24 protein-coding genes and 5 pseudogenes are annotated in these 26884 nt (G+C 71.6%); 21 read left to right on the plus strand and 8 right to left on the minus strand.

Going from position 1 to position 26884, the window contains the following annotated elements; all coding sequences use genetic code 11:
- The 5 genes from sucB to M8J73_RS08280 form a co-directional block, all read left to right on the plus strand.
- The coding region (sucB, locus tag M8J73_RS08260) for a 2-oxoglutarate dehydrogenase, E2 component, dihydrolipoamide succinyltransferase (protein ID WP_249828403.1) at positions 1-1045 on the plus strand (1045 nt) is incomplete at its 5' end.
- A 255-nt stretch (positions 1046-1300) separates the two neighbouring features.
- Positions 1301-1942, plus strand: a complete 642-nt coding sequence (locus M8J73_RS08265) for a GntR family transcriptional regulator (protein ID WP_055542388.1) — start codon at positions 1301-1303, stop codon at positions 1940-1942.
- A 693-nt stretch (positions 1943-2635) separates the two neighbouring features.
- Positions 2636-5338, plus strand: a complete 2703-nt coding sequence (aceE, locus tag M8J73_RS08270; RefSeq protein ID WP_249828404.1) for a pyruvate dehydrogenase (acetyl-transferring), homodimeric type — start codon at positions 2636-2638, stop codon at positions 5336-5338.
- A 251-nt stretch (positions 5339-5589) separates the two neighbouring features.
- On the plus strand, positions 5590-6678 hold the full coding sequence (locus M8J73_RS08275) for a helix-turn-helix transcriptional regulator (protein ID WP_249828405.1): 1089 nt from the start codon (positions 5590-5592) through the stop codon (positions 6676-6678).
- 97 nt (positions 6679-6775) lie between these two features.
- Complete coding sequence (locus tag M8J73_RS08280) at positions 6776-7294, plus strand: DUF4240 domain-containing protein (protein WP_055542224.1); 519 nt, start codon at positions 6776-6778, stop codon at positions 7292-7294.
- On the opposite strand, the gene M8J73_RS08285 is transcribed toward M8J73_RS08280, so the two are convergent.
- Both M8J73_RS08285 and M8J73_RS08290 read right to left on the minus strand, forming a co-directional pair.
- Positions 7284-7574 (minus strand): hypothetical protein, encoded by a 291-nt coding sequence (locus tag M8J73_RS08285; RefSeq protein ID WP_055542225.1) that lies wholly within the window; start codon positions 7572-7574, stop codon positions 7284-7286. The genes M8J73_RS08280 and M8J73_RS08285 overlap by 11 nt on opposite strands.
- A gap of 121 nt (positions 7575-7695) precedes the next feature.
- Positions 7696-8646, minus strand: a complete 951-nt coding sequence (locus M8J73_RS08290; protein WP_372503914.1) for a peptidoglycan recognition protein family protein — start codon at positions 8644-8646, stop codon at positions 7696-7698.
- A 222-nt stretch (positions 8647-8868) separates the two neighbouring features.
- Between M8J73_RS08290 and M8J73_RS08295 the strand changes: the two genes are divergently transcribed.
- Positions 8869-10053, plus strand: a complete 1185-nt coding sequence (locus M8J73_RS08295; protein WP_055537031.1) for a MarP family serine protease — start codon at positions 8869-8871, stop codon at positions 10051-10053.
- Between the two features lie 113 nt (positions 10054-10166).
- Here M8J73_RS08295 and M8J73_RS08300 read toward each other — a convergent pair whose 3' ends face one another.
- Complete coding sequence (locus M8J73_RS08300) at positions 10167-10655, minus strand: GNAT family N-acetyltransferase (RefSeq protein WP_055537032.1); 489 nt, start codon at positions 10653-10655, stop codon at positions 10167-10169.
- 117 nt (positions 10656-10772) lie between these two features.
- On the opposite strand from M8J73_RS08300, the gene M8J73_RS08305 reads away from it, so the two are divergent.
- On the plus strand, positions 10773-11696 hold the full coding sequence (locus M8J73_RS08305) for a TIGR01777 family oxidoreductase (protein ID WP_055537033.1): 924 nt from the start codon (positions 10773-10775) through the stop codon (positions 11694-11696).
- A 439-nt stretch (positions 11697-12135) separates the two neighbouring features.
- Positions 12136-13545, plus strand: coding sequence for an NAD(P)/FAD-dependent oxidoreductase (locus M8J73_RS08310; RefSeq protein WP_055537034.1), 1410 nt, complete (start codon positions 12136-12138; stop codon positions 13543-13545).
- A 75-nt stretch (positions 13546-13620) separates the two neighbouring features.
- Here M8J73_RS08310 and M8J73_RS08315 read toward each other — a convergent pair whose 3' ends face one another.
- Entirely contained in the window at positions 13621-15060 is a 1440-nt protein-coding gene (locus M8J73_RS08315) for an NsdA family TPR-like regulatory protein (RefSeq protein ID WP_055537035.1), read from the minus strand.
- Between the two features lie 331 nt (positions 15061-15391).
- On the opposite strand from M8J73_RS08315, the gene lipB reads away from it, so the two are divergent.
- The 4 genes from lipB to M8J73_RS08335 all read left to right on the plus strand — a co-directional run bounded on the left by lipB (position 15392) and on the right by M8J73_RS08335 (position 18852).
- On the plus strand, positions 15392-16183 hold the full coding sequence (gene lipB / locus M8J73_RS08320) for a lipoyl(octanoyl) transferase LipB (RefSeq protein ID WP_055537036.1): 792 nt from the start codon (positions 15392-15394) through the stop codon (positions 16181-16183).
- 132 nt (positions 16184-16315) lie between these two features.
- Positions 16316-17281: a lipoyl synthase gene (gene lipA / locus M8J73_RS08325; protein ID WP_055537037.1), complete on the plus strand. Its 966-nt coding sequence runs from the start codon at positions 16316-16318 to the stop codon at positions 17279-17281.
- Between the two features lie 371 nt (positions 17282-17652).
- The gene (locus M8J73_RS08330) at positions 17653-17856 is read left to right on the plus strand and encodes an SCO2195 family GlnR-regulated protein (RefSeq protein WP_055537038.1); all 204 of its coding nucleotides are present in this window, start codon (positions 17653-17655) and stop codon (positions 17854-17856) included.
- Between the two features lie 297 nt (positions 17857-18153).
- Positions 18154-18852: a DUF4191 domain-containing protein gene (locus M8J73_RS08335; protein ID WP_055537039.1), complete on the plus strand. Its 699-nt coding sequence runs from the start codon at positions 18154-18156 to the stop codon at positions 18850-18852.
- A gap of 133 nt (positions 18853-18985) precedes the next feature.
- Here the strand turns inward: M8J73_RS08335 and M8J73_RS08340 are convergent, their stop codons facing one another.
- Positions 18986-19453, minus strand: coding sequence for an RDD family protein (locus M8J73_RS08340; RefSeq protein WP_055537040.1), 468 nt, complete (start codon positions 19451-19453; stop codon positions 18986-18988).
- A 197-nt stretch (positions 19454-19650) separates the two neighbouring features.
- On the opposite strand from M8J73_RS08340, the gene glnA reads away from it, so the two are divergent.
- Together glnA and M8J73_RS45485 are read left to right on the plus strand one after the other, a co-directional pair.
- Positions 19651-21060 carry a type I glutamate--ammonia ligase gene (gene glnA, locus M8J73_RS08345; RefSeq protein ID WP_055514748.1) on the plus strand — a complete coding sequence of 470 codons (1410 nt, stop codon included), beginning with the start codon at positions 19651-19653 and terminating at the stop codon, positions 21058-21060.
- A gap of 275 nt (positions 21061-21335) precedes the next feature.
- A complete protein-coding gene (locus M8J73_RS45485; protein ID WP_372503915.1) occupies positions 21336-21710 on the plus strand; it encodes a hypothetical protein in 375 nt (124 codons plus the stop codon).
- 43 nt (positions 21711-21753) lie between these two features.
- On the opposite strand, the gene M8J73_RS08355 is transcribed toward M8J73_RS45485, so the two are convergent.
- Positions 21754-22233 carry a MarR family winged helix-turn-helix transcriptional regulator gene (locus M8J73_RS08355; RefSeq protein WP_240500957.1) on the minus strand — a complete coding sequence of 160 codons (480 nt, stop codon included), beginning with the start codon at positions 22231-22233 and terminating at the stop codon, positions 21754-21756.
- Positions 22234-22318: 85 nt separating this feature from the next.
- Here M8J73_RS08355 and M8J73_RS08360 point away from each other — a divergent pair, with 85 nt between their 5' ends.
- The 4 genes and pseudogenes from M8J73_RS08360 to M8J73_RS08375 form a co-directional block, all read left to right on the plus strand.
- Positions 22319-23188, plus strand: coding sequence for an alpha/beta fold hydrolase (locus M8J73_RS08360; RefSeq protein WP_079054661.1), 870 nt, complete (start codon positions 22319-22321; stop codon positions 23186-23188).
- 83 nt (positions 23189-23271) lie between these two features.
- Positions 23272-23571 (plus strand): annotated as a pseudogene (locus M8J73_RS45745) (IS630 family transposase); the annotation flags it as partial.
- Positions 23572-23940: 369 nt separating this feature from the next.
- Entirely contained in the window at positions 23941-24198 is a 258-nt protein-coding gene (locus tag M8J73_RS08370; RefSeq protein ID WP_055537044.1) for an SCO2583/SCO2584 N-terminal domain-containing protein, read from the plus strand.
- A 96-nt stretch (positions 24199-24294) separates the two neighbouring features.
- Positions 24295-24808, plus strand: a pseudogene (locus tag M8J73_RS08375) (M48 family metalloprotease); the annotation flags it as partial.
- 145 nt (positions 24809-24953) lie between these two features.
- Here the strand turns inward: M8J73_RS08375 and M8J73_RS08380 are convergent.
- Positions 24954-25097 (minus strand): annotated as a pseudogene (locus M8J73_RS08380) (transposase); the annotation flags it as partial.
- 17 nt (positions 25098-25114) lie between these two features.
- Between M8J73_RS08380 and M8J73_RS08385 the strand changes: the two are divergent.
- The 3 genes and pseudogenes from M8J73_RS08385 to pspAB all read left to right on the plus strand — a co-directional run.
- Positions 25115-25720, plus strand: a complete 606-nt coding sequence (locus M8J73_RS08385) for an RNA-guided endonuclease InsQ/TnpB family protein (protein WP_372503923.1) — start codon at positions 25115-25117, stop codon at positions 25718-25720.
- A 38-nt stretch (positions 25721-25758) separates the two neighbouring features.
- A pseudogene (locus M8J73_RS08390) lies at positions 25759-26134 on the plus strand (M48 family metalloprotease); the annotation flags it as partial.
- Positions 26126-26569 (plus strand): annotated as a pseudogene (gene pspAB, locus M8J73_RS08395) (PspA-associated protein PspAB); the annotation flags it as partial. The pseudogenes M8J73_RS08390 and pspAB, both read left to right, overlap by 9 nt.
- Positions 26570-26589: 20 nt before the next feature.
- Here pspAB and M8J73_RS08400 read toward each other — a convergent pair.
- Positions 26590-26874 (minus strand): hypothetical protein, encoded by a 285-nt coding sequence (locus M8J73_RS08400; RefSeq protein ID WP_055537045.1) that lies wholly within the window; start codon positions 26872-26874, stop codon positions 26590-26592.
- Positions 26875-26884: the final 10 nt, after the last annotated feature.

Below are 26884 nucleotides of genomic sequence, written 5' to 3' on the forward strand. Positions count from 1 at the left end.
GGCCCCGGCGCCCGCCGCCGCTGCCCCGGCCGCTCCGGCTCCGGCGCCCGCCCCGGTGACCCCGGCTCCGGCCGCTGCCGCCCCGGCCGCCGCCAAGGCGACGGACGAGGGTGCGTACGTGACCCCGCTGGTCCGCAAGCTCGCCGCGGAGAACGGTGTCGACCTGGCGTCCGTCAAGGGCACCGGTGTCGGCGGTCGTATCCGCAAGCAGGACGTCATCGCCGCCGCCGAGGCCGCGAAGGCCGCTGCCGCCGCCCCGGCCCCGGCCGCCGCGGCTCCGGCTGCCGCCGCGTCGAAGAAGGCCCCGGTCCTGGAGGCATCCCCCCTCCGCGGCCAGACCATCAAGATGCCGCGCATCCGCAAGGTCATCGGCGACAACATGGTCAAGGCGCTGCACGAGCAGGCGCAGCTGTCCTCGGTCGTCGAGGTCGACGTGACCCGTCTGATGAAGCTGCGTGCCAAGGCGAAGGACTCCTTCGCGGCCCGCGAGGGTGTGAAGCTCTCCCCGATGCCGTTCTTCGTGAAGGCGGCGGCCCAGGCGCTGAAGGCCCACCCGGCCATCAACGCCCGGATCAACGAGGCCGAGGGCACCATCACGTACTTCGACACGGAGAACATCGGCATCGCCGTGGATTCCGAGAAGGGCCTGATGACCCCGGTCATCAAGCACGCGGGCGACCTCAACATCGCCGGCATCGCCAAGGCCACCGCCGACCTGGCGGGCAAGGTCCGGGCCAACAAGATCACTCCGGACGAGCTGTCCGGCGCGACCTTCACCATCTCCAACACCGGCTCGCGCGGCGCGCTCTTCGACACGATCATCGTGCCGCCGAACCAGGTCGCGATCCTCGGCATCGGCGCCACGGTCAAGCGCCCCGCCGTGATCGAGACGGAGGAGGGCACGGTCATCGGCGTCCGCGACATGACCTACCTGACCCTCTCCTACGACCACCGCCTGGTCGACGGCGCCGACGCGGCCCGTTACCTGACGGCGGTCAAGGCGATCCTGGAGGCGGGCGAGTTCGAGGTCGAGCTCGGCCTGTAAGGGTCCGCCACCGCAGTACGACGGTGCCCGTCCGGAGCTTCCGGGCGGGCACCGCTGTTTTCGGGGGCGGCCCGCCCGTGGCGGCTTCGCAGCTCGGCCGGTACGGGTCTTTACAGACGGGTCCACCATGGGCGCGTGTAAGTCTCGTCTCACCTGCGAGAAAGGGCCCCCGTGCGCCCCTCACGGGCGGCGTCGCGGCTTTATTGTCTATGGGTCAACGCCCTTGGGGCTCAGTCCCCCGCCGAAGGAGCCCGCATGACCTCCGCGCCCGTCGTCCACTCGCTGCGCGAACAGATCCGCGAGCACATCGTGGAGGGGATCGTGAGCGGGCGCTGGAAGCCGGGTGAGCGGATCGTGGAGCGGCGGATCGCGACGGAGCTGGAGGTCAGCCAGACGCCCGTGCGGGAGGCGCTGCGCGAGCTGGAGTCGCTGCGGTTGATCGAGTCCGCGCCGAACAAGGGCGTACGGGTGCGGAACCTCACGGCGGCCGATCTGGAGGAGAGTTACCCGGTCAGGGCCGGTCTGGAGGCGATCGCGGCGGAGCTGGCGGCCGAGCGGCTGGCGGAGGACTGCTCGGCGCTGGAGCCGCATGTCGCCGCGCTCTACGAGGCGGACCGCAACTCCGACGGCACGTCCCAGGTACGGCACACCGTCGCCTTCCACCGCGAGCTGGTCCGAGCCGCCGGCAACTCCGTCCTGCTGCACACCTGGGAGGGCCTCGGCATCGAGGTCTTCACGGCGCTCAGCATCCGCTGGCTCGGCACGGTGCAGCAGTCCTACGCGGAGGAGCACGAGGAGTTGGTCGCCGCGTTCCGCCGCCGGGATCCGCGGATCGCGGACCTGGTCAAGGCCCACGTGTTGGGCTGCGCCCCGCACACCGACGACGAGCCGGCGTAGCGGTTCCGGGGCCGCCGGGGGGTGCGTTTTCGGCCGCGGGCGGGTGGGGTCTGCGGGTCCGTCCTGGGTCCGTTCTCGGCTGCGGGCGGGTGGGGTCTGCGGGTCCGTCCGGGTCCGTTCTCGGCTGCGGGTGGGCGGGCTTTGCGGGTCCGTTCTCGGCTGCGGGTCGGTGGGCTTTGCGGGTCCGTTCTCGGCTGCGGGTCGGTGGGGGCTTGTCGCGCAGTTCCCCGCGCCCTGAAGGCTTGGGCCTGCGGCCCGGCCTTCATCGGGTGTCGCCGTTGCGATCGGATGGGCGCCGTTGAAAAGCACGGGGCGCAGCCCCGGTCGCTTTTCAGGGGCGCGGGGCAGTGACACATGCGGCTCCGCCGGGTGGGCGCGACCAGCCCCCACTCACCCGCAGCCGCCCCCGAGAGCGCGCCCCCGATCTATTGGGCGCACCCCCGCTCAAACGCCGCCCCACCTGCGAAAACCCCGGCTCACAACGGCACCCGGTGTCTCCGCTGAAGGCACCCCGTGCCGACTTTCTCGTGATCAAGAGGTTTTGCTAAAGAACCCTTTGATCGATCATCGATCAGCGGGTTACAGTCGCCGACGGGCTTCCACCGAAGCCCCAGCCCTGTCCTGCCAAAGACCAAGGGCACCCCTGAACCCTTACCGATGAGGGAACCCCCTTCGACTGAGGAAGGCGGCGCAATGACCGACCCCAACGCCATCCAGCCGAGCGCGCTCGACCAGCTCCCCGACCGGGATCCGGAGGAGACCGCCGAATGGCAGGCCTCGCTGGACGCCGTCACCAAGGCGGCCGGCCCGCACCGTGCCGCGTACCTGATGCGTCGCACCCTGGAGCGCGCCGAGGGCAACGGCATCGCGCTGCCCAAGCTGCTCGAGACGGACTACGTCAACACCATCCCCACCGCCGCCGAGCCGGGCGTCCCCGGTGACGAAGCGTTGGAGCGCCGTATCACCGCGTGGAACCGCTGGAACGCGGCCGCGATGGTGACCCGTGGCTCCAAGTACGGCGTCGGCGGCCACATCGCCACCTTCGCCTCCGCCGCCTGGCTCTACGAGACGGGCTTCAACCACTTCTTCAAGGGCAAGGAAGCCGACGGTTCCGGCGACCAGCTCTACATCCAGGGCCACGCCTCCCCCGGCATCTACGCCCGCGCCTTCCTCGACGGCCGGCTGAACGAGGCCCACCTCGACAACTTCCGCCGCGAGTCCGCAGGCAACGGTCTCCCGTCGTACCCGCACCCGCGGCGGCTGCCCTGGCTGTGGGAGTTCCCGACGGTGAGCATGGGCCTCGGCCCGCTCTCCGCCATCTACCAGGCGCGCTTCAACCGCTATCTCACCAACCGCGGCATCAAGGACGTCTCGGCCTCCCACGTCTGGGCGTTCCTCGGCGACGGCGAGATGGACGAGCCCGAGTCGACGGCGGCACTCGCGCTCGCCTCCCGCGAGGGCCTCGACAACCTGACCTTCGTCATCAACTGCAACCTGCAGCGTCTCGACGGCCCGGTCCGCGCCAACTTCAAGATCGTGCAGGAGCTGGAGGCCCAGTTCCGCGGCGCCGGCTGGAACGTCGTCAAGACCCTGTGGGGCACGGCCTGGGACGAGCTGTTCGCCCTCGACACCACCGGCGCGCTCGTACGCCGGCTGCGTGAGGTACCGGACGCGCAGGTCCAGACGTACCAGACCCGCGACGCCGCCTACATCCGCCAGGACTTCTTCGGCAAGGACCCGGCGCTCGTCGAGATGGCGAAGCTGCTGAGCGACGACAAGATCCAGGAGTGCTTCCACCTCTCCCGCGGTGGTCACGAGGCGCGCAAGGTGTACGCCGCGTACAAGGCGGCCGTCGAGTTCAAGGGCGCGCCGACCGTGATCCTGGCCCAGACCGTCAAGGGCCACACCCTCGGTGAGGGCTTCGCGTCGAAGAACGCCAACCACCAGATGAAGAAGCTCTCGGTGGACGAGTTCAAGACGATGCGGGACCTGCTCGACCTGCCGATCAAGGACAGCGACTTCGTCGACGGCGTCGTGCCCTACGGCCACCCGGGCGCCGACTCCGCCGAGGTCCGCTACCTCCAGGAGCGCCGCGCCGCCCTCGGCGGCCCCGCCCCGGCCCGCCGCGTCCACCCTGTGGCGCCGCTGCCCGCCCCCGCCGAGAAGGCCTTCGCCTCCTTCGACAAGGGCTCCGGCTCCCAGAACGTGGCCACCACCATGGCGTTCGTCCGCCTGATCAAGGACCTGGTCCGCGACAAGGAGACGGGCAAGCGCTGGGTGCCGATCGTCCCGGACGAGGCGCGCACCTTCGGCATGGAGTCGCTGTTCCCGTCCCTCGGGATCTACTCGCCCAAGGGCCAGACGTACGAGCCGGTCGACCGCGACCAGCTGATGTACTACAAGGAGGCCGAGAACGGCCAGATCCTCAACGAGGGGATCACCGAGGCCGGTTCGATGGCCGACTTCATCGCCGCGTCGACCGCGTACTCCACGCACGGCGAAGCGATGATCCCGTTCTACATCTTCTACTCGATGTTCGGCTGGCAGCGCACGGCCGACCAGATGTGGCAGCTCGGCGACCAGCTCGGCCGCGGCTTCCTCGTCGGCGCGACCGCCGGCCGTACGACGCTGACGGGCGAGGGCCTGCAGCACGCGGACGGTCACTCGCCGGTCATCGCGGCGACCAACCCGGCCGCCCTCACGTACGACCCGGCCTTCGCGTACGAGGTCGCGACGATCGTGAAGGACGGTCTGCGCCGGATGTACGGCGAGGCCGCGCCCGGTGAGGACCCGAACGTCTTCTACTACCTGACCGTCTACAACGAGCCGCTTCCGCAGCCCGCGAAGCCGGCCGGTCTCGGTATCGACGAGGGCATCGTCAAGGGCCTGTACCGCTTCAACACGGCCGAGTCCGCGGGCGTGACCGTCCCGGCGAACGCCCCGCGCATCCAGCTGCTGGGTTCCGGTACGGCCATCCACTGGGCCCTTGAGGCGCAGAAGCTCCTCGCCGAGGAGTGGGGGATCGCGGCCGACGTGTGGTCCGCGACGTCCTGGAGCGAGCTGCGCAGGGACGCCCTGGAGGCCGACGCGGCGCTGCTGCGCGGCGAGGAGCGCGTCCCGTACGTCCGCCAGGCGCTCCAGGGCGCCGAGGGTCCGGTCCTGGCCGTGTCCGACTACATGCGCCAGGTTCCCGACCAGATCGCCCAGTGGGTCGAGCAGGACTACTCCTCCCTCGGCGCCGACGGCTTCGGTCTCTCCGACACCCGCGAGGCGGCCCGCCGACACTTCGGTGTCGACGCGCAGTCCATCGTCGTGGCGGCGCTCGCGCAGCTGGCGAAGCGGGGGGAGACCCGGGCGGCGGCGGTGAAGGAGGCCCGCGAGAAGTACGGGCTGTGAGGCTGCCGGGCGCCTTCTGAATGGGGGGCGCCCGTCCGTCGGCGGCTGCGGGTGGTTCGTGGTTTATCGCGCAGTTCCCCGCGCCCCTGAAGGGAACGGGCCTGCGGCCCGCCCTTCATCCCTGAAAAGCACGGGCGCAGCCCCGGACGCTTTTCAGGGGCGCGGGGAACTGCGCGACCAGCCCCCACGCACCCGCACCCGACAACGCACCCCCACCGCCCTCCCCCCGGAGGGCCCGGCATGATGACCCCATGCGCGCTGCCCGGCTCATCAAGATGGTGCTGCTTCTCCAGTCCCGCCCCTCCATGACCGCCGCCGAGCTGGCCCGTGAGCTGGAGGTGTCCGAGCGCACGGTCACCCGGGACGCCCAGGCCCTCTCGGAGGCCGGGGTCCCCGTGTACGCGGATCGCGGGCGGGCCGGTGGCTACCGGCTGATCGGCGGTTACCGCACCCGGCTGACCGGTCTCGCCCGCAGCGAGGCCGAGGCGCTGTTCCTCAGCGGCGTTCCGGGGGCCCTGCGCGAGATGGGCCTGGAGGACGCCGCGTCCGCCGCCCGCCTGAAGGTGTCGGCGGCCCTCCTCCCCTCCCTCCGCGACGCCTCGCGCACGGCGTCGCAGCGGTTCCACCTCGACGCGCCCAGCTGGTTCAAGGAGCCGAAGACCCCGGAGCTGCTGCCCGTCGTCGCGGACGCCGTGTGGGACGACCGACGGATCACGGCGCGCTATCGCAGGGGCGACACCGAGGTCGAACGGCGGCTGGAGCCGTACGGTCTCGTCCTCAAGGCCGGCATCTGGTACCTGTGCGCCCGCGTCGCCGACTCCGCCGCTCCCTCCGCCCCTTCCGTCCCCGGCGCCCGCCCCGGCCGCGACACTCCGGGCCGCCCCGACGCCCGCGCACACCCCGGCTCGGACACCCGTTCCGCTCCGTTCCGTACGTACCGCATCGACCGGTTCAGCACCGTCGAGACCGAGGACACCCGCTTCACGCGCGACGAGGACTTCGATCTGCCGGCGTACTGGGACCATCAGGCGGAACGTTTCGCCCGCTCGATCCTGCACGCCGAGGTCGTCGTACGGCTGTCCGCGGAGGGCGTGCGGAGGCTGCCGCACGTCGTCGATCCCGTGTCGGCGCGGGACGCCCTCGCGGCGACGGACGACGCCCCCGACGCGCACGGCTGGACGACCGTGACGCTCCGGGTCGAGTCGGAGGACGTGGCCCGCACGCAGCTCACGGCGCTCGGGGCCGAGGTCGAGGTGCTCGCGCCGGAAAGCCTGCGGAGCCGTTTCGCGGAGGACGCGCGGCGGCTCGCCGAGCTGTACCGGGGAGCGGCGCGGGGCTGAGAGGGCCGCGCGGGCCGTCGGGGCGCGTCGGCGGGCGTGGCCGATCCGTGGTCCTCCACGTGCATCCGGCCCCCTGAGGCCCGATGCTGGACCCGTGATGGACGAGACGGAGTTCTGGGAGCTGGTGGACACGACCCGGGAGGAAGCCGAGGGCGACCCGGAGGACCAGGCCGACCTGCTCGTGGAACGGCTCGGCCGACTGGACCCGGAGGCGGTGCTCGACTTCGCCCGCCACTTCGAGTCCCGCTACAACCGCGCCTACACCTGGGACCTGTGGGGCGCCGCCTGGGTGCTGCTCGACGGCGCGAGCGACGACGCGTTCGACTTCTTCCGGTGCTGGCTGATCGGCCAGGGCCGGGAGGTCTTCGAGGGCGCGGTGCACGACCCGGACGCGCTCGCCGATTTGCTGGGCGACTTCGACGAGGAGATCGACGGGGACGGCGAGGAGCTGGGGTACGCCGCCGACGAGGCGTACGAGCAGCTCACCGGCCTCGTCGCGCCGGACCTCGGCATTCCGCCCGCGCCCGGCGAGCCGGAGGGCACCCCGGTCGACTTCGAGGACGAGTCCGCGCTCGCCGAGCGCTACCCGAAGCTCTGGGAGCGTTTCAGGCCCTGACACCCCGGCTGCGGGTGCGCGGCAAAGGGACGGGGGTCTGCTCGGCGGTGTACGTCCGGGACTCCTGAGGCTCCCCCTCATGGCCGCGTGCCGGGTGTGCGGGCGCGGACGCCCCGTGCGGCGGGGCCGAGTTGGCGCGCTCCAGCGCGGAGGCGGTGACGGCGGTCGGGCCGAGCACGACCACGGCCGCCGCGCAGGCCACCGTCCAGGAGCTGCGCAGGGCGGCGGACCAGGTGCGCCGCGCGGCGCGCGCCGGGCTCTTCGTACGGTTGCCGATCATGTTCCCCACCTCCGGTCGACGTGACACGACGACGGTAGGGCGGGGTTCTGGGAGGAGTCTGTGCGATCGCGGCGGGCTGTCTGTGAACCTCATGAGATCCGGACCGGCCGCGCGGCCGGGGTCACGACCGGCCCTGGAGACGGGCCGCCAGTTCCCTGATGGCGGGCAGGCGTTCGGCGAGGGCCGCGCCCGGGCAGCTGGTCATGTAGCCGTCGCTGTGTCCCGCGAGGGTGGGCAGCAGGACGGTGGTGCCGGCGGCGTAGCGGCTGCGGCTGTTGCTGGAGGTGAGGCGCACACTGCCGCGGGGGTCGCTGTCGGAGAGGCCGAGCTTCCAGGCGACGAGGGCGGCGATCGCGTCGGTCATGGCCTGGGGGACGGGGACACCGGCGGTGAAGGTGCCGAGGGCGGCGATACCGGCCGTGCGGTGGTTGAAGCCCTGGGTGTGGGCGCCGGTGACGGGGCGGTCGACGCCGCCCGCCCGGCCCTCGTAGATGGTGCCGCAGCGGTCGACGAGGAAGTTGTAGCCGATGTCGTCCCACTCGCGGGTGCCGGTCTGGCCGGCGTACAGGTAGCGGATGATGCGGGGCGCGTCGGCGCAGTCGTAGCCGTTCGGTGAGTCCGTGTGGTGGATGAAGACGGCGGCGACCTGGTCGTCGTAGCGGGCGGGCGGCTGGCTGCGGCCGTCCCCGGCGAGCCAGCGGCTCCTCGGCACGATGGGCGGCCGGGGCGCCTGGTGCGACGGGTGCGACTGGGAGGGCCGGGCCGCCACGGGGCTGGGGGCACGGCCGCCCGCGCCGTCCACGCCGATCGCGCACAGCACCAGCGCGAGAACGGCGGCGACGCCGGGCAGACAGGCCAGCGCGAGGAGGACGGGGCGCGGCGGGCGGGGACGCCCGCGTCGGGTGCCCCGATGGCGGGCGGGCTGGGGGGCGGGTGTGGTCCGCGCGGCGGTGGCGCCGCGCGGACCGCGTATTCGCGCGACCGTGAGGCCGCGCGGAGTCCGTGTTCGGCGCCGCCCCGCACGGAGTGGCCGACGTCGTGGCGATCCCCGCGACTTCCGGAACACACGCATGCACCGAGCCTCACTCCGATGCGCCCCCGCCGCCTTGTGTGTTGCGCCACCCGGGTGAACGGATTGGAACCATCATCCCGGTCCGGGACGTTTTCACGATTCAGGCGGACGGGCGTACCGGTGGCTGATTCCCGCACGCCACCGGCGTGCCGTGCGGGCGTGACTGATCACTGCGCCCACCCCACGCGTACTACTGGGTCCCGCAAAGAGAGAGGCGCTGGAGTGGACGTGCTCGACATCCTGCTGATGCTGGTGATCCTGGCCTACGCGGCGTCCGGTTACCGTCGCGGCCTGGTCGCGGGATGTGTGTCCCTCGCCGGTTTCGTGGGCGGCGCGGTGGTGGGCGTCTGGATGCTGCCGTGGATGATGGAGCTGGTGGAGCCGGGCACCCCCGCGGCGACGGTCACGGCGGTGCTGACCGTGCTGGTGCCGGGTGTGATCGGGCACGAGCTGGCGGGCCGACTGGCGCTGCGGCTGCGCCGGGAGATAGACCGCAGCCCGCTGCGCGTGGCCGACGGCATAGGCGGGGCGGCGGCCAACTCGATCGCCGTGCTCATCGTGGCGTGGGTGGCCGCGAGCGTCCTCGGCGCGTCCTCGTCGCCGCTGGTGACCAACTCGATCCGCAACTCCGCGCTGCTGGGCGCCGTGCAGACCACCATGCCGGACACCACTCCGACCTGGTTCTCCAACGCCACGTCCGCGCTGACCGAGGCGGGCTTCCCCCAGGTCTTCAACCCGTTCGAGAACGAGGCGACGGCCGAGGTCGCCAAGCCCTCCGGGGACAACGTGACGGCCGCGGCGACGAACGCCGCCAAGCGCAGCACGGTCAAGATCGAGGGCGTCGCGGGGACACAGGGCCGCGAGGGCAGCGGCTTCGTCTACGCGCGCGAGCACGTGATGACGAACGCGCACGTGGTGGCGGGCATCGACGACCCGAGTGTGCGGGTGGGCGGCGTGGGCCGGGCGTTCGAGGGTCGGGTCGTGCTCTTCGACCCGGAGAAGGATGTCGCGGTGCTCTATGTGCCGGGTCTGGAGGCGCCGGTCCTCCGCTTCGACGACACCGCCTCGCGGGGTGACGCGGCGGTCGTCGCCGGTTACCCGGAGGACGGCGGGCTCGACCTCCAGGCGGCCACGGTCGCCAGCCGTATCGACGCGACCGGCCGGAACATCTACAACACGGACGCGGTCACCCGCGAGATCTACTCGATCCGCTCCACCGTCCGCCCCGGCAACTCCGGCGGCCCCCTCCTCACCACCGAGGGCCAGGTCTACGGCGTCGTCTTCGCCCGCTCCACGTCCGACGCGGAGACGGGGTACGTCCTGACGGTCGACGAGGTCGCCCCCGAGGCGAACAGCGCGGCGAACGCGACGAAGGCGGTGGACACCGGGGAACTCGTGACGTCCTAGGGGCGGTTTCCCGCCGTCATGCGCGGCGCACGGTGGCACGACCCTGTGACGCCGGATCAGGGCGGTGGCATGCCGTCGGCGTGGGCGTCGCCGTGACGTCACGTCACGTCACGTCAGAGGTGAACGCCCATCAGCACGTCGTCCACGTAGGCCCCGTCGAGCAGGAACTCCTCGGGCAGGACGCCCTCCACCACGAACCCCTCGGACTCGTACAGCTTCCTGGCCGGGGTGTTGTGGCCGAGGACCCGCAGGGTGAGCCGCCGGGCGCCCCGACTGCGCGCCTCCTCCAGCGCGGCCCGCACCAGCGCCCGCCCCACCCCGGCCCCGCGCGCCTCTTCCGCCACGGCGAGCCCCTGGATCTGGCGGACATGCGCGTTGCAGTCCAGCGAGGTGGGCCGGCCCAGTCGGAGGTAGCCGACCACGTCGCCGCCGAGTTCCGCGACGAGATGGTCCCCGGGGCCGAACCGGTCGTCGAAGAACGGCTTGTACGGCTGCCGGGGGCGTTCCTGCACCGAGTGCAGCGTCGACCACGTGGCCCGGTCGAGCCGGGCGAGCGCGTCCTCGTCGTCGGAGGTCGCGACCCGTATGAAGGGTAGCGGCATACGGACAACTGTACGGGGGCGCACGGCGACAGCCCCGCGGCACGGATCGGGAGGTCGTACGGCGGGCCGCGGGGGCCCGCTCCGTTGATTCGCCGTACGAGGGGCAGAATGGGAGGCATGGACACAGACGCGCCGGTGGCGCCCGGTTCCCGTGTGGTGATCGCCGGGGCGTCCGGCCTGATCGGTTCGGCCTTGTCCCGGTCCCTCACCGCCGACGGGTACGAGGTGCGCCGACTCGTGCGGCGTGCGCCGCGCTCGGCGGAGGAGGTCCGCTGGGACCCGGACGCCCAGCAGGTCGACGCGGCCGGACTGGAGGGGTGCGCGGCCCTCGTGAACCTCGCGGGCGCTGGAGTCGCCTCGCGCCGCTGGACCGACGCGTACAAGGAGACGATTCGGCGCAGCCGGGTGCTCGGCACGAAGGTGCTCGCCGAGGCCGTCGCCTCCCTCGACGCACCGCCGAGCGTCTTCGTGGCCGGCAGCGCGATCGGGTTCTACGGCGACACGGGCGACCGAGTCGTGGACGAGTCGGCGCCGGCGGGGACGGGGTTCCTGCCGTCGGTGTGCGTGGAGTGGGAGGCCGCGGCGAAGCCCGCGGCGGACGCCGGGGTACGGACGGTGTTCGCGCGGACCGGGCTGGTCGTGGCGCGCGGCGGGGGCGCGTGGGGGCCGCTGTTCCCGCTGTTCAAGGCCGGAGTGGGCGGACGGATGGGCGACGGGCGGCAGTACTGGAGCTTCATCTCCCTCCATGACGAGGTCGCCGCGCTGCGCCACCTCATGGAGACGCCGTCGCTGTCCGGGCCGTTCAATCTGACGGCGCCGAACCCGAGGACCAACGGGGAGATCACGGCGGCGATGGGCAGGGTGCTGCGCAGGCCCACGCTCCTCCCCGTGCCCGCGGCCGCCCTCCGGCTCGCCCTCGGCGGGGTCTCGTCCGATGTCCTCGGCAGTACGCGCGCCGTACCGACCCGGCTCCTGGAGTCGGGCTTCGAGTTCACGCACCCCGACATCGAGGCGGCGATCCGCGCGGCCGAGACGGACTGAGGCACCGCCGACCGCGGCGGCGACGCCCGGCGCCCGACCGCCCCCAGCACGGAGCGGGAGGTGCCCGGCCGCCTCTGGACAGGCCGGGTCGTGCGCAGCGCCCCTGGACAGACCGGGTTGTTGACCGGCGCCCCCGGGCGGACCGGGGCGTGCCCGGCGCTCTCCAGGGCTCACCAGGGGCGCGGGAGCCGCGCCACAAGCCCCAGCCCTCCCGCGAGCGCCCCGCACCCACCACCGGGCCGAGCCGGTGGGTGTGGGACCACGGTGGCGTCGCGGGGACGCCGGGCGCACGCACCTTCCGGCCATGCCCCCGTGCGAGGGTCACGCGCGACTTCCCCGGTCAGCACCGAAAGCCGCACCCTCGTCCCGAACTCAGGTATTCCAGAAGGCGGTTGAGGGCATGACGTCCCCAGCAGCCGCGCGACCTCGGGAGGGGCACGTGCTTGAGTCGGTGTACCAATCGACGTACTCAGCGGACACGGAGACCGTGGACGTCATCGTCGTCGGAGCCGGCGTGGCCGGCCTCGCCGCGGCCGGACATCTGACCAGGGCGGGTCTGACGACCACCGTCCTGGAGGCCGCGCCCGCCATCGGCGGCCGGATGTCGACCGAGAAGATCGACGGCTTCCGCCTCGACCGCACCGCCCAGTTGCTCTCCACGTCCTACCCCGAACTGCGCCGCACGCCGGGCCTGGACACCCTGCCCCTGCGCCCGTTCGCCCCGGGCGTCCTGCTGTACGCCGACGGCCACCACCACCGGGCCGGCGCCACCCCGCCCCTACGGAGCGCAAGGGGCGCACTCACAGCCGCGCGCGCCCTCGCAAGCGCCCCCAGGTTGCCGCGGAACGGAGGCCGCGCACAGGGCCGCCTCCAGGGCCGGCCGGCGGGTGTCCGGCCGGGCCGGCTGGGTGCCCCCGCCGACCAGTCCCGGCTGGCCATGGCGCTGGCCCGGCTCGCCGCGACCGCGCCGGAACGGCTCGCCACCCGCCCCGAGCTCCCGATCGCCGAGGCCCTCGCGACCCGCGGCTTCCCGACCCGGACGATCGACGGCTTCGTACGGCCCCTGCTGGCCGCCCTGCTCGCGGACCCGGCCCTGGGGACCTCCAGCCGCTGTGCCGATCTGGCCCTGCATGCCTTCGCGACGGGCCGGTTGTGTCTGCCGGAGGGCGGGGCGGACACCCTCCCGGAGCTGCTCGCTGCGGCCCTGCCGCCGGGCACCGTCCGTACCGGGGTCAGGGCCACCGCGATCAGCACGACCTCGGTGACGACGGCCGACCACGGTGAACTCCCCTGCCGCGCCGTGGTCCTCGCCACGGACGCCCGGTCCGCGGCCGAGCTGCTGCCGGGGCTGCGCGTACCGGACTTCCACCCGGTGACCGTGCTGCACCACGCCACCGACGAACCCCCGTCGGGCGACGGGGCACTGCTGCTCGACGCGGACCGCGGCGGGCCCGTCTCGCACACGGCGGTCATCAGCCAGGTCGACCCGACCCGGGCCCCGGCGGGCCGTGCCCTCATCACCTCCACGGTGCTCGGCACACCGCCGGAGGCGGCCCATCTGGACGCCACGGTCCGCGCCCAACTGGCCCGGCTGTACCGCACGTCCACAGCCCGGTGGGAGCTGCTGGCGGTCCATCACGAGCCCGAGGCCGTGCCCGCGATGCCCGCGCCGCACGACCTGCGGCGCCCGGTGCGGCTGTTGGCCGGTCTGTACGTCTGCGGCGACCACCGCGACACCAGCACCGTCCAGGGCGCCCTCCACTCCGCCCGCCGGGCCGCCCACGCCGTCCTCACGGACCTGGACGCCCACCCGACCCCCATGGAGGAGGCACTCGAGACGGCCGCCTGACGAGGCACGGCGAGGGGCGCCCGGATGGCCTCCGGGCGCCCCTGAGCGTGCGGCACACGGGCCGCCGCGCACCCCCTATCCCAGGGCGGCCACCTTGTCCCGGTAGCCCCTCACCGGGGCGGCGTCCCGGTACGGCTCCAGACGGCGCTCGAAGTCGCGGACGTACTCCACGGCGCGCACCGAGCGCATCTCCGCGGCCTGCCCGGCGGCCTCCGCGCCCAACTGGCAGGCCTGGTCCAGCTCGCCGAGCCCGAGGCGGGCGGAGGCGAGCACCACCCGGCAGAAGAGGCGGCTGCGGGCGAAGGCGGGTGCCCGCAGTTGCAGCGACCGCTCGGCGTGCTGGGCGGCGGCGCGGTACTGCTGGAGGTCGCGGTGGCTGTGCCCGAACTCGTCGGCGAGCTGGGCCTCGTCGAAGAAGCGCGCCCAGTAGGGGACCTCGTCGCCGGGGCGGGCGGCCTCCAGGGCCCGTTCGGCGCGGACCAGCGCGGCCGTGGAGGCCCGTACCTCGCCGAGGACCGCGTGTCCGCGGGCCTCGACGGCGTGCAGCAGCGACTGCACGACCGGCGGCACGGCGGACCCGACACCCTGCTGGGCGACGCGCGCGAGCTGCACGGCCTCCCGTCCGTGCCCCAGGTAGACCGCCTGACGGCTCATCGTGATGAGGACGTACGCCCCGTACGCCCGGTCGCCCGCCGCCTGCGCCAGGCGCAGCGCCTGCACGAAGTACCGCTGGGCGAGCCCGTGGGCGCCGATGTCGTACGAGGTCCAGCCGGCGAGCCGGGTGAGGTCGGCGGCGGCCGCGAAGAGCCGCCGGCCGACCTGTTCGCCGTAGGCGCCGCGCAGCATCGGCTCGGCCTCGTGCTCCAGGTAGCGCACGAGGGCCTGGCGGGCGTGGCCGCCGCCGTAGGCGTTGTCGAGGGCGCGGAAGAGTTCGCCGACCGAGCGGAGGGCGGCGATGTCCCCGGAGGTGACCCTCTGGCCGGGGCCCCGCTCGGTCTGGCTGCGCTGCCGGGGGACGGCCGGGCGGCCCTGCGGGGGAACGCGGGTGGCGGCCGGGTCGCCCCGGCCCACCCGGTCGTCGGCGCGGCCGATCAGCCAGTCCCGGCTGGGGACGACGAGTCCGGCCGGGGTGAAGGCGATCTTCCGCAGTTCGGCGTGGCTGCCGGAGTCCTTGCGCCACAGACCGCTGACGATGTCGATGGCCTCCTCGGGGGTCGCGGCGAACTCCAGCCCCGCGTACACGGGGGCGCAGGCGTCGAGACCGAGGTCCTGTGCGGTGAGCCTGCGGCCGAGGCGGCGGGTGAACACCTCGGCGATGAGCGCGGGCGTGGTGCCCCTCGGCTGCTGGCCTCGCAGCCAGCGGGTGACCGACGTCTTGTCGTATCTGAGGTCGAGGCCGTGTTCGAGACCGAGCTGGTCCACACGACGCGCTAGTCCCGCGTTGGAGAACCCCGCTTCTGCGATGAGGGCGGCGAGCTGGCGGTTGGGGGTGCGCTGCGCGGGTCGTTCCGTCATCTGCGGTGCGGTCTCCTGCCTTCCGGGTGTCGGCGCGGTGCCCGGATTGCCTGGTGAGAAGCCTTTGCGGCCTTGTGAACGGCGTGAATGTAGCGGAGAGTAAGCACCCGATCGCACACTTCCGCGTCGGTTCATCCGATCGTGTGAGGATTGACTGCATGGCTGACGGGCGGGGGCGCGGCGTACGCCGGCGGTCGTCACCGTGCGCCGGTGCGACGGCCGTCGAACATCGCGCGGTCCTACGGTCGTACAGTGGCGTGGGCGCGTCACGCGCCTGACAGAGCTATCGCGGTACCGCCGCACGGCCGTACCGCCGAGGGAGGCGCTTGCCGTGAGTGGGTTGCGGTTCGTCCGCATGGGGTTCGGCACGGAGGCCGTCGAGTACCAGGAGGCCTGGGACGAGCAGCGCCGGGTGCACGCGGCGCGCTTCGTCGACGAGGTCCCCGACACCGTGCTGCTCCTGGAGCACCCGCCCGTCTACACGGCCGGCCGGCGCACGGCCGACAACGAGCGCCCCCTGGACGGCACGCCCGTCATCGACGTGGACCGCGGCGGCAAGATCACCTGGCACGGGCCGGGCCAGCTCGTCGGGTACCCGATCCAGAAGCTGCCGCGCCCGGTGGACGTCGTGGCCCATGTGCGCCGCCTGGAGGAGGCCCTGATCCGCACGTGCGCCGAGTTCGGCGTGGAGACGACACGGGTGGAGGGCCGCAGCGGGGTGTGGGTGCTGGGCGACCCCGTCGAGCAGCGGCTCGGCGGCCTCTCCCTGGACCTCGACCCCCGGATGCACGACGACGAGTTCGACCCCCGGCTGAACGGTCCCGAGTACGCGCCGTCCAACGCGGGGCAGCGGCGCGAGGACCGCAAGATCGCGGCGATCGGGATCCGGGTGGCGAAGGGCGTGACGATGCACGGCTTCGCGCTGAACGTGAACCCCGACAACCGATGGTTCGACCGGATCATCCCCTGCGGGATCCGCGACGCGGGCGTCGCGTCCCTCGCGACGGAGGTGGGCCGCGACATCACCATCGCCGAGGTTCTCCCCGTCGCCGAGAAGCACCTGCGCGACGTACTGGAGAACGCCGACCTCCAGCCGAGGGTCGTGGAACGCGCGTCGGCGTGAGGTCCCGGCGGACCGGGAGCCCGCCGCCCGGGGAATGCGACCCGAGAGCCGAAGGTTGCCCACCTCGGGGAGCGACAACAGCACGGGCGTACCCTGGGGTGCGCCGAAGAATCGAAGCTACAGGGAGCCGATGTGTCCGCAGTCTCACCCGACGGACGCAAGATGCTGCGCCTGGAGGTCCGCAACAGCCAGACCCCCATCGAGCGCAAGCCCGAGTGGATCAAGACCCGGGCGAAAATGGGTCCCGAGTACACCGCGATGCAGAAGCTCGTGAAGAGCGAGGGCTTGCACACGGTCTGCCAGGAAGCCGGCTGTCCCAACATCTACGAGTGCTGGGAGGACCGCGAGGCGACCTTCCTCATCGGCGGTGACCAGTGCACCCGCCGCTGCGACTTCTGCCAGATCGACACCGGCAAGCCCGAGGCTCTCGACCGTGACGAGCCCCGCCGCGTCGGCGAGTCCGTGGTCACCATGGACCTGAACTACGCCACCATCACCGGCGTCGCGCGCGACGACCTTCCCGACGGCGGCGCCTGGCTGTACGCGGAGACGGTCCGCCAGATCCACCAGCAGACCGCCGGCCGCGAGGGCGGCCACACCAAGGTCGAGCTGCTCGCCCCGGACTTCAACGCCGTACCGGAGCTGCTCCAGGAGGTCTTCGCCTCCCGCCCCGAGGTCTTCGCGCACAACGTCGAGACCGTCCCCCGCATCTTCAAGCGCATCCGCCCCGGCTTCCGCTACGAGCGCTCCCTGAAGGTCATCACCGAGGCCCGCGACTACGGCCTGGTCACCAAGTCCAACCTGATCCTCGGCATGGGCGAGACCCGCGAGGAGGTCAGCGAGGCGCTCAAGCAGCTGCACGACGCGGGCTGCGAGCTGGTGACCATCACCCAGTACCTGCGGCCGAGCGTCCGGCACCACCCCGTGGAGCGCTGGGTCAAGCCGCACGAGTTCGTGGAGCTGAAGGAGGAGGCCGAGGAGATCGGCTTCTCCGGTGTGATGTCCGGCCCGCTGGTCCGCTCCTCGTACCGCGCCGGTCGGCTGTACCAGATGGCGGTCGAGAAGCGCGGCACCTACGTCGCGTCGCAGGCCGTCTGACCGTCCCCTCTCGGCCGCCGTCCGACCGTCCCGCTCGACCCCGGGGGCTCGGTTCCGAGCCCCCGGAGGCCGTCTCCCGGCGGCGAGGCGCCGACACATGATGCGGCCAGTCGAGTGGCACGGAGTGCCAGGCAAACGTGTGAATCTGAGCACAAGAACCTACTGGCCAGTAATGGCCGATTGCGCGCGGCCCTGACCGTTCTCCCAGATGGGGGCACTGTCAGGGCCGCGTTGAGGTTTGAGTGCCGCAAATCCAGGCTTCATGGGCGTTTGACCGGTCGGTCACGCCCTGGTAACACCAATCAGTGACCCTGGTTTCACACCCGGTACAGATCCGCCCCGTGCACCCGATCCCTAGGGGGGACCACATCATGCAGGCCGTGCCCGTTCGCGCCACCGCGATTCCGTCGTTCACCGATGCACTCCGTGCCGTGGAGTCCCTGCTCCTCAGCAGCGGCCAGCGCACCGCCCGCCGCAACGCCTGGACCTCCGTCCTGGAGGACCGCCGCCGCGCCAAGGACCGTGTCGAGGCCGAGCGCGTCCTCGAGGCCGCCGTCTCCACGCGCACCTCGTGACGCTCCACGGCTGACGCACCACCCCGGCCACCCACGGCCCCGTGAGCGGGGGACGAGCCGACCGCCCGAAGGCTCGACCGCGATCCGCACCGCGACCGCTCAGGCGCCGCACAGCGACCGCCGCTCAGGTGCCGCACCGTGGCCGCCGAGGCTGCACACCGTGGCCGCTCCCGCACGACCCCGCACCACCGAGGCACCGCCGCCGCCCGGCGCCGCTCCCCCCGCGTCGTCGCCGGTCACCGGACCCCACCGGCACCGCCGTCGTCCTCGCTTCCCCGGACACGTAGACTTCGTGCCATGGCGAGGAAGGAACCCGCAGCGGACGCTGCGAACCCCGGGCGACTCAAGCAGATCGCTCTGACGTACAAGATGACCCGCAAGGCCGACAAGAAGATCGGTCTTGTACTCGCGGCTGTCGGAATCATCACCTTCGGTGTCTTCCTCGCGATCGGTTTCTTGATCGGTCACCCCATCTATCTCGGCATCCTGGGCCTCCTGCTCGCCTTCCTCGCGACGGCGATCGTCTTCGGACGGCGGGCCGAGCGGGCCGCCTTCGGGCAGATGGAGGGCCAGCCGGGTGCCGCCGCGGCGGTACTGGACAACGTGGGCCGAGGCTGGACGACCACCCCGGCGGTCGCGATGAACCGCAACCAGGACGTGGTCCACCGGGCCGTCGGCAAGGCCGGCATCGTCCTGGTCGCCGAGGGCAACCCGAACCGGGTGAAGAGCCTGCTGGCCGCCGAGAAGAAGAAGATGGCCCGGATCGTGGTGGACGTGCCGGTGCACGACCTGATCGTGGGCACCGGCGAGGGCCAGGTCGAGCTGAAGAAGCTCCGCACGACCATGCTGAAGCTGCCCCGCGTCCTGTCCGGCCCTCAGGTGACCGCCACCAACGACCGGCTCCGCGCCATGGGCGACCTGATGAGCAACATGCCGCTCCCCAAGGGCCCGATGCCCAAGGGCATGCGCATGCCGCGCGGCGGGAAGATGCGCTGACCTCCCCCGACTGACCCCACTCTCCTCGTACGACGAAGGGGGCGCCCGGAAACTCCGGGCGCCCCCTTCTCGTGCGTAGCGGGTTCGTGCGTAGCGAGACTCATACCTCTCGGGCACGGCGGGCGCGGCGGTGCTAGATCCGCACCTCCACCGTCCGCGCCAGGCGGTCGTGGAGGCCGCGGCCGTCGCGGTCCCAGACGAGGGCGGGGATGGCGAGGCAGAGCAGGACGCTGCGGACGAGGGCGCGCCAGGGGTTCACCGTGCCGGTGTCCTGGGCGATCACCCGGAGGCCGAAGAGGCGCTTGCCGGGGGTGAAGCCCACCGTGCCCAGGGTGAGGACGTGGAGCAGGAGGAAGATGAGCAGGGCCCAGTTGCTGGTGGCCTGGTCGTAGCCGTCGGTGATGAGGCCGTATGCGATCAAGAGGCACAGCCCCCAGTCGACGGCCAGCGCCCCGAGACGGCGGCCCGGGCGGGCGACGGAGCCCGGTCCGTGCTCCGGCAGACCGAGCTGCTGGCCCCGGTATCCGAAGTCGACACCCGCGTCCTCGGCGGCCGCGCGGGGGCCGGAGAGCCACGATCCGATTGCTTGCCTCTTGTCCACCCGAACACCGTACTGCGACCGTTCTGCCATTCGGACAGGTGGGGTCAGGTACGGGATGTCCGGTTAACTTGTGCGAAACAAATGGGTCACGTACGAGAAATCACCCGTCCCTAGGGTCGAGAGCAGCGTGTGCCACCGCACTGGCCGCACGAACGAACTACCACCCCGGCGGGATGGTCGGGAGTAGGAGGAGCTGGATGTTCCAGAACGCCGACGAGGCCAAGAAGTTCATCGCGGACGAGGACGTCAAGTTCATCGACGTCCGCTTCTGCGACCTGCCGGGCGTGATGCAGCACTTCACGATCCCGGCCGAGGCCTTCGACCCGGCCGAGGAGCTGGCCTTCGACGGCTCCTCGATCCGCGGCTTCCAGGCCATCCACGAGTCCGACATGGCGCTCCGTGCCGACCTGTCCACCGCGCGCGTCGACCCGTTCCGCCGCGACAAGACGGTCAACGTCAACTTCTTCATCCACGACCCGATCACGGGCGAGCAGTACTCCCGTGACCCGCGCAACGTGGCGAAGAAGGCCGAGGCGTACCTCGCGTCCACCGGCATCGCCGACACCGCGTACTTCGGCCCCGAGGCCGAGTTCTACGTGTTCGACAGCGTGCGCTTCAAGACCTCGGAGAACGAGTCCTTCTACCACATCGACTCCGAGGCGGGCGCCTGGAACACCGGTGCGCTGGAGGACAACCGCGGTTACAAGGTCCGCTACAAGGGCGGCTACTTCCCGACCCCGCCGGTCGACCACTTCGCCGACCTGCGTGCCGAGATCTCGCTGGAGCTGGCCAAGTCCGGCCTCCAGGTCGAGCGCCAGCACCACGAGGTGGGCACCGCCGGCCAGGCCGAGATCAACTACAAGTTCAACACGCTGCTCGCCGCGGCCGACGACCTCCAGCTCTTCAAGTACATCGTGAAGAACGTGGCCTGGCGCAACGGCAAGACCGCGACCTTCATGCCGAAGCCGATCTTCGGCGACAACGGCTCGGGCATGCACGTCCACCAGTCCCTGTGGTCGGGCGGCTCCCCGCTCTTCTACGACGAGGCCGGTTACGCGGGCCTGTCGGACACCGCCCGCTACTACATCGGCGGCATCCTCAAGCACGCCCCGTCGCTGCTGGCCTTCACCAACCCGACGGTGAACTCGTACCACCGTCTGGTGCCGGGCTTCGAGGCCCCGGTCAACCTGGTGTACTCGCAGCGCAACCGCTCCGCGGCCATGCGTATCCCGATCACGGGTTCGAACCCGAAGGCCAAGCGTGTCGAGTTCCGCGCGCCCGACTCCTCCGGCAACCCGTACCTGGCCTTCTCGGCCCTGCTGCTCGCGGGCCTCGACGGCATCAAGAACAAGATCGAGCCGGCCGAGCCGATCGACAAGGACCTCTACGAGCTCGCCCCCGAGGAGCACGCGGGCGTCCCGCAGGTCCCGACCTCCCTCCCGGCCGTCCTCGACTCCCTCGAGCGCGACCACGAGTTCCTCCTCCAGGGCGACGTCTTCACGCCGGACCTGATCGAGACGTGGATCGACTACAAGCGCGCCAACGAGATCGCGCCGCTCCAGCTGCGTCCGCACCCGCACGAGTTCGAGCTCTACTTCGACGTGTGATATCGCCCCAGGTCAGAGCGGGTTTCCGCTCGCCTGGGCCGTGTGTGGGCCGTCGGCCGTGTTCTTCCTTGTTCGGAAGGGCGCGGCCGACGGCCTTTTCGGGCCCCGCAGGGCGGGCTTCGGATCGGCGCACTTCTGGCAGACGCGGCTCTCGACGTGCTCGTCGACGAAGGGATACGCGGCCTGACCCACCGCGCCGTCGACCGGAGATCCGCCATGCCGCCCGGCACCACCTCGGCCTACTTCCGCACCCGTGCCACCCTGCTGTGGACGGCATGGTGCTGCTCACCCGACAGCGACTCACCGGCGAGGGTCGCCGCCGCTCGCTCGCCCGCCATGCCCGCGCCGTCGAGAGCGTGCGCGACCCAGAACTGCGGCAGATCCTCGTGCCCCGCGAGAACGCCGGCCGCGAGGCCGTCCGGCTGTTCCTCACCACGCACGGCGTCACGGACGTCGAGAACCGCACCCACACTCTGTTGACCTGCATCGACGGACTGGTCTTCGACCGACTGGTGAACGGCGGCGAAGTACAGCGCGAGGCTCTCGACGGCCACGTCGCCGCCGCGCTGCGCCAGGACCCAGGCGCCCACGGTCCTGTTCGAACCGGCCGAAAGCCTCAACCTCTCCACCACCTGCGAACCTCATGCTGAAACGATCAGTTGGCCTGCGCTGCCATCATGGCCGGCCGAACCGCTACGGGAACGGCCGTGGTGGCATCCCGGTGGTGGCCCCGGGCGTCGACGCGTCGCAGCCGGGAGCGACTGCTCGAAGGGCGGCGGTCAGGTAGCGGTGAACGATGTCCAGTTCGCCCGGGGTGAAGTCCTCGGCCACCTCGACGAGGTTGGCGATGAGCGGGCCGAAGAAGGACCGACCCAGCTCCACGGCTTTCTGCTCCACCGTCAGCACGACCCGTCGTCGGTCGTTTTCGTCGCGCCTGCGGCGGACGAGCCCCAGGCGCTCCAGCCGGTCCAGCAGGGCAGTGGTGCCGGCCGAGTTGAGCCGCAGCGCCGCACCGAGTCGTCCCGGGGTCACGTCGGTACCTGCCCGATCGGCGTCAAGCAGATGGATGAGGGCCCGCAGGTCGGTCGGGTGCAGACCGTTTCGCGCGGCGAACTCGGCGCCGCGCAGATCGAGCTCCACGGTCACTGCGCGCAGAAGATGGACCAGGCGCATTGCGGGGTCGCTGTCATCACTCACCGGGCTACTATCTCGCCAAACGAGATACTTGGTCAACGAGACGATTCCCCGGGGGTTTACGGTGTCCTCATCTCAAGAGTTCTTCGCGGCTTACGACACACTGCTCTCACGCTGGCCCACCGGTACCGCCGAGATCGACATTCCTACCCCGTACGGGACCACCCGTGTCCACGCCTACGGCCCCGCCGACGCGACTCCAGTCCTCCTTCTGCACGGCGGCGGTTCCACCGGCGCGGTCTGGTTCGCCAATGCCTCAGCTCTTGGCACGCACCACCGGGTGCTGGCCGTCGACATCCTGGGCGACGCGGGACACAGCGTCCCCGGCGGGCGCCCGCTGCGCACAACCACCGACCTGATGGACTGGTTGGACGCACTGCTCGACGGCCTCGCCGTGTCCCGCACGCACCTGCTGGGCCACTCCTACGGCGGCTGGATCGCCCTGACCTATGCTCTGCACGCCGCGCGGCGGGTCGATCGGCTGGTACTGCTCGACCCGACCCAATGCTTCGCCAATTTCCGCCCGGGTTTCCTGCTGCGCTCGCTGCCGGTACTGCTCCGCCCGACGCAAGCCCGGGCACGCGCCTACCTGGACCGCGAGACCGCGGGGACCGACACTGACCTGGGCTGGAAGCGGCTCTACGCCTTGGCGGTCTCGGGCTTCGCGAACCGGAAACTGGTCGTCGGCCGCCGCCCGGACCCCACGGCACTGAGCGTTCCGCTCCTGGTCCTTCTCGCCGGCCGCAGCGACGCCCACGACGCTGCCAAAGTAGCAGCCTGCGCCCGCAAAGCCGTACCGGACGCCCGGATCGAGATCCTCGCCGAACTCACCCACTTCGCCATGCCCACAGCCCTCCCCACCCAGACGAACCACCGGATCACCGACTTCCTGGCAGACAACAAGGAGAGGCAAGCCGCCCCTGGCGCGGTTTGAAGGAGGACGGAGCGGACTAATGACGTCGGACTCGTGGAGCCGTAGGGGCTGACGGCTCGTCGCCTGTGCGGTATCACCCGTGCATGCGGTATCCACAAGGGAGCGGTCTGACCGTCGAACGCCAGTAGTTCCGCGAGGAGTTACAGCTCAAGGCAGCCGAGACGTTCACCCAGGGCGAGGTGAGCTCGGTGATCGTAAAGGACCTGCGGGTCAGTGTCCGCTCGGTGCAGCGACGGCGGCAGGCGCGGCACGGGGGTGGTCCGCGCGCTCTGCCGTCGCAGGGACCCGCGTCGTTGCCGAGGCTGAGCGAGAAGCAGTTCGCTCGGTTGGAGGCGGAGCTGGCCAGGGGGCCGGCCGCGCACGGCTGGGAGGGCCAGCGGTGGAGGCCGGCGCGGACGTCGGTCTGATCGACGGTGGAGGTGTAGCGCAGGGCCGCGCCGACGGTCAGGCCGAACAGGTCGCAGATGCGGCAGAGATCGCCGCCAGTGGCCTCGGCCTCGTGGAGGAGGTGTTCCTCACGGAGCGGGCGGGCGGGCATGCCGAAGATGTCGTTGATCCAGACGTTGCTGATGGGTCCACCGCGCCGCGAGCAGAGGCCCGAGGTAGCGGCGCCACTCCATCACTTCTTCGACGTTGATCGGTGCCTGAGCGCGTACCGTTCGGTCGGCGCCCCCGTCCTGGTTTTCCAGGGCGGGGGCGCCGTCGTATGGTTTCCTGCACGACTGTTCGATGGACAACGGGGAGACACGGGGATGCCCGAACAGGACGACAGCGAGCGGGAGTTCGACCTCAAGTGGGCGGACAACGCCGAGCACAAGGAGCCCTCCGCGCGGGCCCGGATGCTGGCCGCGCGCTGGAAGGAGAATCCGCCCGCGCCGCAGCCCTTCCGCGCCGATCCCGGCCCGCGCGCACCGCGCCGGTCGTCGTGGGTGTCGACGCTCGTGGTGTTCGGCTGTGTGGCGGGGCTGATCGCGGTGATCGGCTACCTCAACTACCGGTCCTCGTACTGAGCACGTGCCCCGCCGCCGGCCCCCGGAGCCGTGGCCGCCGTCCGAGCGCACAATGGAAGGCGGGACGGGGGACTGCCTGAGTGCGTGGTGGTACGGATGTCGAACCGGTGCCGGAGTGATCCCCGGCGGACCGCGCGGATGACGATCACGTTGTTCCTGCTCGGGCTGTTGTACGTGCTGTTCGCTGCCGCGTTGATCGCGTTGCTGAAGTCATGGGTGCTGGTCGTGGTGGCCGCGGGCCTGCTCCTGGGGGCGCAGTACTGTTACTCCGACCGGGTCGCCCTGTACGCCATGCGCGGGCGGATCGTGGAAGCCGAGGAGTATCCGCGGCTGCACGGCGTGGTGGACCGGCTGTGCGCGGTCGCGGACGTCCCTAAGAGCTCCGGTCGTGGCGGACATGGACCTACCAAACGCGTTCGCGATCGGGCGGACCGCCGATCACGCGGTGGTGTGCCTGACGACCAGGCTGCTCGGAAGGCTGGAGACGGACGGCTTGGAGGGCGTGCTCGCGCACGAGCTGTCGCATGTCGCGCACCGCGATGTCGCGGTAATGACGATCGCCTCGTTCCTCGGGGTGCTGGCGGGTCTGGTCGTGCGGTTCGCGTTCTACCAAGTTCATCGGTAGTGCTCCGCCGTTCACGGCGGAGGTGAAGCCGATCCGGTCGTAGCGGCGCGTAGCGCCGCGGCGTCTGGTGCTGTCATGAACCGGCGCGGAGCATCGGGGCGGCATCTCGGCGGAGTCGGAGTGAGCGTGGTCAGGTCGGGCGTTGCTGCCGCCGGATGTACTGCTTGACGACGGTGAGGGGTGCTCCGCCGCAGGAGGCGGCGAAGTAGGAGCCGGACCGGAAGCGACCGCCCCACAGACAGCGGTGCACGTGGGGTTCGAACTCCTGGCGCAGGCTGGGAAGAAGCCCGCCTGCTCCACTACGAGCAGCGGGCGGCCCGCCGCAAGAGCCGCCGTAAGAAGGGCGAGCGCACCAGCCGCCGCCTGAGCAAGACCTACGACCGGGTCGCTCGTATCCGCGCGACAGCCAAGCGCCGACGCGAGGACTGGCAGCACAAAACCACCACCGCCATCGCCGACACGTACGGCACGGTGGTCGTCGAAGCACTGCACATCACGAACATGACCAGATCCGCGAAGGGCACCACCGACAAGCCAGGGACCAGGGTCGCGCAGAAGGCGGGGCTGAACCGCGCCGTCCTGGGCGAGGCCTGGGGGCGCACCGTCGAGCTGCTGGCGTACAAGCTCGCTCATCGCGGCGGCACATTGGCCGAGGTCCCCGCCCCGGGCACCTCGCAGGAATGCGCCCAGTGCCACACGGTGACCCCGGGCAGCCGCAGGAACCAGGCCGAGTTCGTGTGCAACAACCCAGCGTGCGGCTGGGAAGGCAACGCCGACACCAACGCCGCCCGCACCGTGCTTCACCGATACCGGACGGGCCACGCGCTCGTCCCGGCTGCCGGGAGGGCAGTCGTCAGGCGCGCTTCGAACGGCGTCAAACCCGCCACCGCAAGGTAGGCAGGAATCTCCCGGATTCATCCGGGAGAGAGCTTCAATCGCACATGTTCGGCGGGGGCCGGGACCAGAACACCACCGTCGTGTTCAGCGTGGTGATGGAGGTCGCGGCCGCCCTGTACGTGCTGAGCTTCCTGCTGATCCGTGTCCTGTCCCGGTACCGGGAGCTGGCCGCCGACCGGGCGGGCGCGCTGCTCACCGGGCGGCCCTCGGTTCTCGCCTCCGCGCTGACCAAGGTCACCGGGGACATAGCGCGGACCCCGAGCCGGGACCTGCGGACCTCGCAGGCCTTCAACGCCTTCTACTTCACCCACGCTCTGGGCGGCTGGCCGCATCTGGCCCGCTTCTTCGCCACTCACCCGCCCCTGGAGTCGGCTCGACCAGCTGGGCAGGATCTCCATGGAGCTGGGCGCCGCCTTCGACGACGTACGGCAGGAGGTACGGGCGCTGCTCGAAGCCGCCGCCGACGCGGGCGCGGGTGCGGCGGGTGTCGAGGCCGTGCGGGACGAGTACGGGTACTCGTGGCTTGTCTCCCGGCGGAGGCCGCGGGAGCTGCCGGAGCTGGTCGGTGATCTGCACATGGTCAACAGTGCCCTCGAGGGCGGCGGGTTCGGGCCGCAGCTGCTGTGCTCGGTGGTCGGGTTCCGGGGCGGTGAGGACGGGGAGCGGCGACTGGGGCTCGTCTACCTCTACAAGCGCGGCACGTTCTATCCCTTCGCGCCGCTGCCGGGCGAGGCGGACCGGCGGGACAACGCGCTGGAGCTGCGGGTCAGGGCGATCCTCGCGGAGGACCTGCGGATCGAGCCCGACCTGGGCCGCTGGTTCCCCCTCTGGGGTGCCCCGGGGCTGTGACGCCCCGGGGCACGGGCTCGTTACTTGCCGCTCTTCTGCCGCTCCTGCCGACGGGCCTCGAAGGGCCGCTCACGGCGGTAGCGGCGCTCCCACTTCGCCTGCTGGTCACGGCGCTCGCGGTAGGCCCGGTAGGAGGCGGGCTGTGCTCCGCCGCTCGACGACGGCGACGACGTCGCCGAGCCACCGCGGGTGCGGCCGTGGCGGATGTACAGGTAGAGCAGCCCGACCGCGGCGAGCCAGAACAGTTCGTTCGAGAAACCGAGGACGACCAGGACCGCGGTCGCCGAAAGGATCAAGGTGCCCATGGCGGGCCTC

Origin of the sequence: Streptomyces neyagawaensis (genome assembly GCF_023516595.1) — a bacterium.
Lineage (GTDB): Bacteria > Actinomycetota > Actinomycetes > Streptomycetales > Streptomycetaceae > Streptomyces > Streptomyces neyagawaensis.